Consider the following 1,005-nt stretch of genomic DNA (forward strand, 5'->3'; position numbering starts at 1 on the left):
CGGCGAAGGGAGTGGTTCCCTTCGCCGCGCCGGGCCCCCGGCGGGCGGGGTCAGCGGGAGGCGGGGAAGCCGCGGACGGGCGGCCAGGTGACCTTGTCGAGGCGGGCGAGGTGAGTGGCGGGGAGGGGGAATTCGCCGTGGCCGAGGTGGTGCAGGCCGGCTGCGCGGAGCCACCAGGCGTCGCAGGCGTTGTCGTCGGTGAACTCCTGGCCTGCGCGTTTGTAGGCGGCGATGGCCATGGCGGTCTTGTCGGCGTTGCCTTTGCCGGTGGCGAGGGCCTTGAGGGTGGCGGGGGTTACCAGGGCGTAGGGGACGCCGGCTTCGAGGAGGGCAGTGCGGATGGCGCCGTGGACCAGGCCGGTGATGCCGGCGGCGCGGGCGTGGGTGGGGAGGTCTTCGATGACGGCGAGGTCGACGGGGCGGTCGTCGGTGGTGACGTGGAGCATGACGGCGTGCCGGATGGTCAGGAGGCGGCGGTCGCCGTCCTTGGTGCGGGTGAGGACGGTGTGGGTGGTGCCGTCGGGGCGGGCGATGCCGGTGGCGGTGATCGACAGGTCCAGGCCGACGACGCGGGGCCGGGGTCGCGGTGCGGTGTCGGGGGCGTCGGTGTTGGGAGTGTTCACGGGTTCCTCGGGTGGGTTCGGTCGGGTGTGGTCGGGGAGGTCCGGGCGGTGATGTGGATCCAGTGGGGGTGGTCGGGGGTGTGGTCGTCGGGGCGGCCGAAGACCGCCATGTCAAAGCGGGTGTCGGCGGTGAAGCCGGCCTCCCGGAGGGAGGAGAGCCAGGTGTCGAGCATCCGGCCGCGGATGCCGGCCATGGAGCCCCATTCGCGGGCTCGCCAGACGAGGGCGACGGTGCCGTCGGTGGTGTCGAGGGCGGTTTCCCAGCCGCCGGTGGGGGTGTCGGGGAAGTGGGTGTGCATGTGGTCGGTGACTCGGTGACCCAGTTCGGTGTCGAGGTTGTTGGTCACGGGGTGGTCCGGGGATGGAGGATGGCGGGGTCGAG

General features: G+C 72.7%; 2 protein-coding genes. Both read right to left on the reverse strand.

Features of this window, described 5'->3' with window-relative positions; all coding sequences use genetic code 11:
* Window positions 1-50: 50 nt before the first annotated feature.
* Entirely contained in the window at window positions 51-623 is a 573-nt protein-coding gene (locus FOE67_RS26865; RefSeq protein WP_182667418.1) for a Holliday junction endonuclease, read from the reverse strand.
* A partial coding sequence (locus FOE67_RS26870) for a hypothetical protein (RefSeq protein WP_228474342.1) occupies window positions 620-1,005 on the reverse strand: 386 nt, incomplete at its 5' end. The genes FOE67_RS26865 and FOE67_RS26870, both read right to left, overlap by 4 nt.

It is taken from the genome of Streptomyces calidiresistens, from assembly GCF_014141525.1.
Taxonomy (GTDB): Bacteria; Actinomycetota; Actinomycetes; order Streptomycetales; family Streptomycetaceae; genus Streptomyces; species Streptomyces calidiresistens.